This is a genomic window from Stappia stellulata (assembly GCF_020176715.1).
Taxonomy (GTDB): Bacteria; Pseudomonadota; Alphaproteobacteria; order Rhizobiales; family Stappiaceae; genus Stappia.
Genome location: NZ_JAIVMF010000010.1, coordinates 157,615 through 163,887 on the forward strand (window position 1 = coordinate 157,615; position 6,273 = coordinate 163,887).

The following is a 6,273-nucleotide window of genomic DNA, read 5'->3' on the forward strand; positions in this document are numbered from 1 at the left end:
TCCTAGACGAAACGGCGGTCGCGGGCAAGGATCGCAGCCGAAACGCGGGTTTGCGGCTTAACCGAGATCGAAGCCCGCCCGCCTGAACGCTTGCAATCGGGGACGGGCGGACTATGGTCCCGCGCGAAAACGCGACCGTGCGGCACTTGAGCTGCGCGCACGTCACGTCGCGTCTCTCTCGCTGAGGTTCAACGTGCCCATGCCGGTCGACGGCGCATCGCTTCCGCAATCCACGAGCGCCGACGCATCCGCCGGCGACGCCTCCGGCATGCCGGGCGCCGCAGCGCCCGCCGTGCGCGCACCGCGCCTGTCGGTCGTGCTGCCGACGTTCAACGAACGCGACAACCTGCCCGTCCTGATCGAGCGGCTCGACGCCACGCTTGCCGGCATCGCCTGGGAAGCCATCGTCGTCGACGACAATTCCCCCGACGGCACGACCGAGGTCGCGCGCCGGCTGGCGAACAGCGACCCGCGCATCCGCGTCATCCGCCGCGTCGGCCGGCGCGGCCTGTCGGGCGCCTGCATCGAGGGCATGCTGGCCTCTTCCGCCGACTTCGTCGCGGTGATGGATGCCGACCTGCAGCACGACGAGACGCTCCTGCCGAAGATGCTGGCAAGGCTCGCCGGAGACGGCACGGCCGGCAATCCGGGTGCGGATCTCGCCGTCGCCAGCCGTCATGTCGAAGGCGGGGCTGTGGGCGACGGCCTGTCGGCGGTGCGCGCATCCGGGTCGGGCCTTGCCAACCGTCTGGCGCGCATCTTCCTGCATGTTGATCTTTCGGATCCGATGAGCGGCTTCTTCATGATCCGCCGCGCCGAGGTTGAACGTCTCGCGCCGCAGCTCTCCTCGCAGGGCTTCAAGATCCTGCTGGACATTGTCGCCAGCGCGAAGGGATCCTTGCGCATCGTCGAGCTGCCCTTCGTCTTCCGCGAAAGGCTGCACGGTCAAAGCAAGCTCGACACGCTGGTCGCGCTCGATTTTCTGGGGCTTATCTTGTCGAAACTGGTTGGCGATCTCGTGTCCGTGCGCTTCCTGATGTTCATGATGGTCGGGGCCTCCGGCGTCGTCGTGCACATGGTGGCGCTGTTCTCGCTGATCGAAGGCTTCGCGATGAACTTCCAGGTCGCGCAGACGGCGGCGACCTTCGTTGCCATGACGACCAACTTCTATCTCAACAACCGGCTGACCTACCGCGACCGCCGCCTGCACGGCTGGGCCGCCTTGCGCGGGCTTTTCACCTTCTATGTGGTCTGCGGCTTCGGCGTGATCGCCAATGTCGGCGTCGCCTCGCTGATCTATCAGGAAGACGCCGGCCGCATCCTCATCGGCGTGGCCGGTGCCGCCGGCGCGGTGATGGGCGCGGTGTGGAACTATGCCGCAAGCTCGGTCCTGACCTGGCGCAAGGCCTGAGGCGGTGATGGCGCCCGCGACCCGCGAGGCCGGAACGGAGCTGACGGTCTGGCTGCGCCCGGCCACGCTGGCGCTCCTCGTCCTGGCGCTCACGGCGGTGAAGCTTGTCGTCGCCGCCAATTCGGGGCTGGCCGAGGATGAAGCCTATTACCGGCTCTGGGGGCTGAACCCCGCCGCCGGCTATTACGACCACCCGCCGATGGTCGGCTGGTGGGTGGCGGCCGGCCTGTGGATCGCCGGCGACACGCCGCTCGGCATTCGTCTCCTGCCGGTTCTCTCCGCTCTTGTCGGTTCGGCTGCGCTCTGGCGCACCGGTTTCCTGCTCTTCGGCGCGCGCGCGGCCGGCTGGGCGGTGCTCTTCTTCAACGCCTCGCTTCTGATCGGGATCGGCAGCCTGCTCGCCACCCCCGACGCCCCCTCGGTGTTCTTCTGGGGGCTGACAATCTGGGCGCTTGCCGAGCTGCACGCCGGCCGAAACGCCAACTGGTGGCTGGCCGTCGGCGTCTTCGCCGGGCTTGGCCTTGCGTCGAAATATTCGGTTCTCTTTCTGGGGGCCGGCATCGTGCTGTGGCTTCTGCTGGTGCCCGACGCCCGGCGCTGGTGGGCGAGCTGGCAGCTCTGGGCGGGGGGCCTCATCGCCTGTGTCATCGTCGCGCCGGTGGTGCTGTGGAACGCCGATCACGAGTGGGCGTCCTTCATCAAGCAGTTCGGCCGCGCCGTGCCGGACGGCTGGAGCACAAAGTATATTTTCGAATTTATCGGCGCGGTGATCGGCCTGCTCAATCCGCTGGTCGCGGTTCTGGCGGCGGTCGGCCTTGCCAGAGCCATTCGCGGCGCCCGGCGGGGCGATGCCGCCTTCGGCCTCATGCTCTGGACCTGCGTGCCGTTCTTCGTCTACCTGCTGGCGCATTCGCTGCATTCGCGCGTCCAGGGCAACTGGCCGGCGCCGCTCTTTCCAGCCCTTGCCCTTCTGGCCGGCGTCGTTGCCGCCGATCCGCCGGCGGCATTCCGGCGCGGTTTTGGCCTGCTGGCCAGGGCTGCGGTGGTGCTTGGCGTTACCGTGTCGCTCGTCGTCTATGTGCATGCGGTGCAGCCGCTGACCGGGAGCCTGGCGCGCAAGGATCCGACCTTCCAGACCCGCGGCTGGCCGGACATCCGCGATGGGGTGATAAAGCTTGCCGAAGACGAGGGCGCGGCCTGGATCGCGACCTACGGCTACGGGCTCAACGCGCAGCTTGCGGTCAATCTCGCAGGCATCCTGCCGGTCGAACAGCTCACCGAGCGCATCCGCTATGTCATGCGGCCCTCCCTCGATGCCGCGACGCTGGCCCGCCCTGCGCTCTTCGTCGTGGAGGCGCGGCGCGATCCGGGCGCGGCGGTGCTGGGCGAGCGCTTCGGCGAGGTGGCCCGTGTTGCCGTGCTGACCCGCCGGGTGAAGGGCGTGGCGCTGGAGGATCTCGTCGTCTACCGGGTCGCGGCGCCGCGCGGCGCTCCGCTCGACCCGGTTTACCCGCTCCCCTGAGCCGCCTCACCCTCTTGGCAGGGACCGCGGATCGGCGCATAGGATAGAGCGATGAAACGCATTCTCATGACCGCGCCCGACTACGGGCTGGCCTTCGGCATCGACCGGACCCTGCGCGAGCTGATCGCGGAAGGCCGCTTGTCCGCCGTCGGGTGCCTGGTCGCCTCCGACCTGTGGTCGCGCGAATATCTGCCGCTGCGCGATGCCGTCGATGCGCAGCGCCACCGAACCCTGGTCGGGCTGACGGTCGCGCTAACCCGTCCCCATGCGCCGGTGTCGGTGCGCGGGCGCACCCGCTTCGGCGATGCCTTTCCGCGCCCGCGCTGGTGGCGCTGGCGCGATGCGCTGCGGCTTGTCCCGGCGGAGGATCTGGCGGAAGAGGTCGACGCCCAGCTCGTGTGTTTCGAGGAATATTATCAGCGCCCGCCCGACTTTTTGCATGTGGCGGACGACCTCATGGCGCTGCCGCGCGTCGCGCGCATCGTGATGAAGACGGTCGCCCTGCGCAAGCACGCGCCGGCGCTGCTGTCGCCGGCCTGGGAGGGCGAGGGGCGGCGGGCCCGCCACGCCGCGCGCGTCTTTGCCCGGCAGGCGGCGCGGGCGCGCCTGCGCGTGCTGCAGCGCGGCCCGTCGTTTCCCCAGGTGCCGGCCCTGGACGCGCAGGAGACCCACCTGCGCAGCGGCTTCAACGGGCTCGACGACCGCACGATGGTGTTGTGCCGGCTTGGCGAGGCGGATGACCGTCTTCGCCGCATGGAGCCGCGGACCGAGCTGAGCGTGCGCGAGACCCAGACCGGGTTTTTCAAGAGCCCGGTGTTTCCGCTGCTTCTCGTCGAGAAGGACATTTTTCTGTATTGAGCAGGCGGGCAGCTTCTCGAACGAAATCCGGCCCCCCGCGGGGATTGGGGAGCCGGATTTTCGTTGGGGAGGACCGCCGCGAGGTCAGGGAAGCGGCGGTTGGTGACTGCAACCATGCGTCAACCGTGTTTTGCGAACAGTGACGGCGATCACACAATGCGTTTTGTCGCAAGGCAAGGCACGGTATGATGGCCGGCAGCGGCGCGTGCACCGGGGCAGGATGGTTTGCGCGCTGCGATGCAGATGAGATGCGGCCAAGCGGGGCAGGGCGGATGCTGGAACTCAAGTCGTTTCTGGAAAACAGCTTTTCGCTGGAGGGGCTGGACTGTGAGCTTGCGTCCGGGCTGGCCGAGCTGGCGCGCCCCTTCTCGGTGAAGCCCGGCGCGATCCTGTTCGAGGCGGGCGATCCCGGCAATGGCTGCTATGCGATCCTGGAAGGCTCGCTCAAGGTCTCGATCGTCAGCGTCGACGGCGACGAACAACTTCTGGCGGTTATGGGGCCGGGCAGCATTGTCGGCGAACTGGCGCTTCTCGACGGGCGCGCGCGCTCCGCCACCGTCACCGCGCTCAAGCCGACGCGCCTCGCCTTCATCGAAAAGCACCGCTTCGAGCGTTTCGCCGACGAAAACCCCGCGCTCTACCGCCACATGCTGTCGATTGTCGGCAGCCGGCTCAGGCAGGCAAACGACGTGCTGGCGGCGCGCTCCTTCCTGCCGTTGCCGGGACGCGTCGCGCAGACGTTGCTGCAACTGGCCGAAACCTTCGGCAAGCCCGTCGACAACGGCCGCGTGCTCATTCACTACAAGCTGTCCCAGGCCGATATCGCCAATATGGCGGGTGCGGCGCGCGAAAACGTCAGCCGCGTGCTCAACGACTGGAAGCGGGCGGGCACGGTCAGCCGGATTTCCGGTTACTACTGTTTGGAAAACCCGGAGTGGCTGCGCCAGGCTTCGGCCCTATAGGCGGCAATGCCGGCTTGCTTTTTGTGTATTTTACCTTGCGTGAACTTTCTGGTTGCGTTGTCGGATCGCTTTTTTGAAACAAAAACAAGTTTAAACGGCCCTCATTAAGTCGTCGGTAACACGACTCCCACTATGCCCAAAAGACCATTGTACCGGGCCAGAGTGTGGAGTTTGGAAATGCGGTTTTCCGATCTGTCGATTAGAAACAAGCTGCTGATCAGCGCGGGCGCGCTGTTCTTTACATCCCTGATCGGGGTTACCCTGACCGGATCCATCGTGATGTCCTCGGCGGCTGAGGAAACGGCGCTTGAGGAAGCCCGTACGCTTCTCGATGCTTACGCATCTGATGTTTCAGGCGAAATCGGCGCGTCGCTGACGGTCGCCAAGTCCGCCGCCGCCGGTGTGGAAGGCCTGCTCGGGAACGGCATGCGCGATCGCGACGCCCTTGGCGACATGATGATCCGCACCGTGGAGAACACGCCGGAACTGGTCGGCATGACGCTGGCCTTCGAACCCAACGGGCTCGATGGCCGCGATGCCGATTTCAAGACCCACAAATATTCCGACGCCAATGGCCGCTTTGTCCCCTATTTCTACTATTCGGACGGAAAAGTCGTTTTCGAGAAACTGGTGATGACCAAGGAAGCGGGCACGGAGGGCTGGTACGACAAGCCGATCCGGGAAAACCGGTCGCTGATCACGCCGCCCTACACCTATCCGATCGACGGCAAGGACGTGCTGATGACCACGATCAGCTGGGTCGTGCGCGAGAACGGCAAGGCGATCGGCATCACCACCTCCGACCTGTCGCTGACCGATATCGTGGAAAAGATGTCGACGCTCAAGCCGTTCGGCGCCGGTGAGGTCAAGCTCGTCGGCGGCGACAATCTCTGGGTCGCCAATGCGGATGCTTCCAAGCTCGGCAAGCCCGTGCAGGAGGCTGAACTGCTGGATCTCATCGCGTCGACGGGAGGCGGCGACCGCATGCAGCGGATCGGCGACCGGTTCGTCGCGCTGGCGCCAGTCAGCTTCAAGGGCGTGGAGGATGTCTGGTATGTCGCGATCGACGTTCCCTATTCCGCGATGGTGGCCGGCGCGATTGCCGCGCGCAACACGATGCTGGCGATTTCCGGCGTCCTGCTGCTGTTGGTGATGGGGCTGGTCTGGTACGGCGCGGGCGCGCTGGCCCGCCCGGTCGCGGGTTTGACCCAGGTGATGCGCCGCCTCGCTGACGGCGACACCTCGGTCGAGGTCGCGATCGACGACCGCAAGGACGAGATCGGCGACATGGCCATTGCGGTCGAGACCTTCCGCGAGAACGCCATCGAGCGCCAGCGTCTGGAAGAGATCCAGAGCGAGGACGAAAAGACGCGCATGGCCCGCCAGGCGCGCACGGAAGAGCTGATCGCCGGCTTCCGCGGCACGGTGCAGCATCTGATCGGCACGGTCAGCGAAACCGCCGTTGGGCTCGACCAGACGGCGCGCGAGCTGAGCGCCTCGGCCCAGGACAGCGCGGAACG

Annotated in this window: 5 protein-coding genes; all 5 read left to right on the forward strand. The window is 66.6% G+C overall.

Going from position 1 to position 6,273, the window contains the following annotated elements; all coding sequences use genetic code 11:
- The first annotated feature begins 268 nt into the window (after positions 1-268).
- Positions 269-1,411, forward strand: coding sequence for a glycosyltransferase family 2 protein (locus tag LC092_RS13590; protein ID WP_224807213.1), 1,143 nt, complete (start codon positions 269-271; stop codon positions 1,409-1,411).
- Positions 1,412-1,418: 7 nt separating this feature from the next.
- A complete protein-coding gene (locus tag LC092_RS13595; protein WP_224807185.1) occupies positions 1,419-2,933 on the forward strand; it encodes a glycosyltransferase family 39 protein in 1,515 nt (504 codons plus the stop codon).
- A 51-nt stretch (positions 2,934-2,984) separates the two neighbouring features.
- Entirely contained in the window at positions 2,985-3,791 is an 807-nt protein-coding gene (locus LC092_RS13600) for a ChbG/HpnK family deacetylase (RefSeq protein ID WP_224807193.1), read from the forward strand.
- A gap of 272 nt (positions 3,792-4,063) precedes the next feature.
- The gene (locus LC092_RS13605; protein WP_224807195.1) at positions 4,064-4,753 is read left to right on the forward strand and encodes a Crp/Fnr family transcriptional regulator; all 690 of its coding nucleotides are present in this window, start codon (positions 4,064-4,066) and stop codon (positions 4,751-4,753) included.
- A gap of 177 nt (positions 4,754-4,930) precedes the next feature.
- Positions 4,931-6,273 (forward strand): cache domain-containing protein (locus LC092_RS13610; protein WP_224807205.1); only part of this gene is annotated, 1,343 nt, incomplete at its 3' end.

Coding starts and splice junctions, on each gene's coding strand:
- LC092_RS13590 (WP_224807213.1), top strand. CDS start 269: ATGCCGGGCGCCGCAGCGCCCGCCGTGCGCGCACCGCGCCTGTCGGTC.
- LC092_RS13595 (WP_224807185.1), top strand. CDS start 1,419: ATGGCGCCCGCGACCCGCGAGGCCGGAACGGAGCTGACGGTCTGGCTG.
- LC092_RS13600 (WP_224807193.1), top strand. CDS start 2,985: ATGAAACGCATTCTCATGACCGCGCCCGACTACGGGCTGGCCTTCGGC.
- LC092_RS13605 (WP_224807195.1), top strand. CDS start 4,064: ATGCTGGAACTCAAGTCGTTTCTGGAAAACAGCTTTTCGCTGGAGGGG.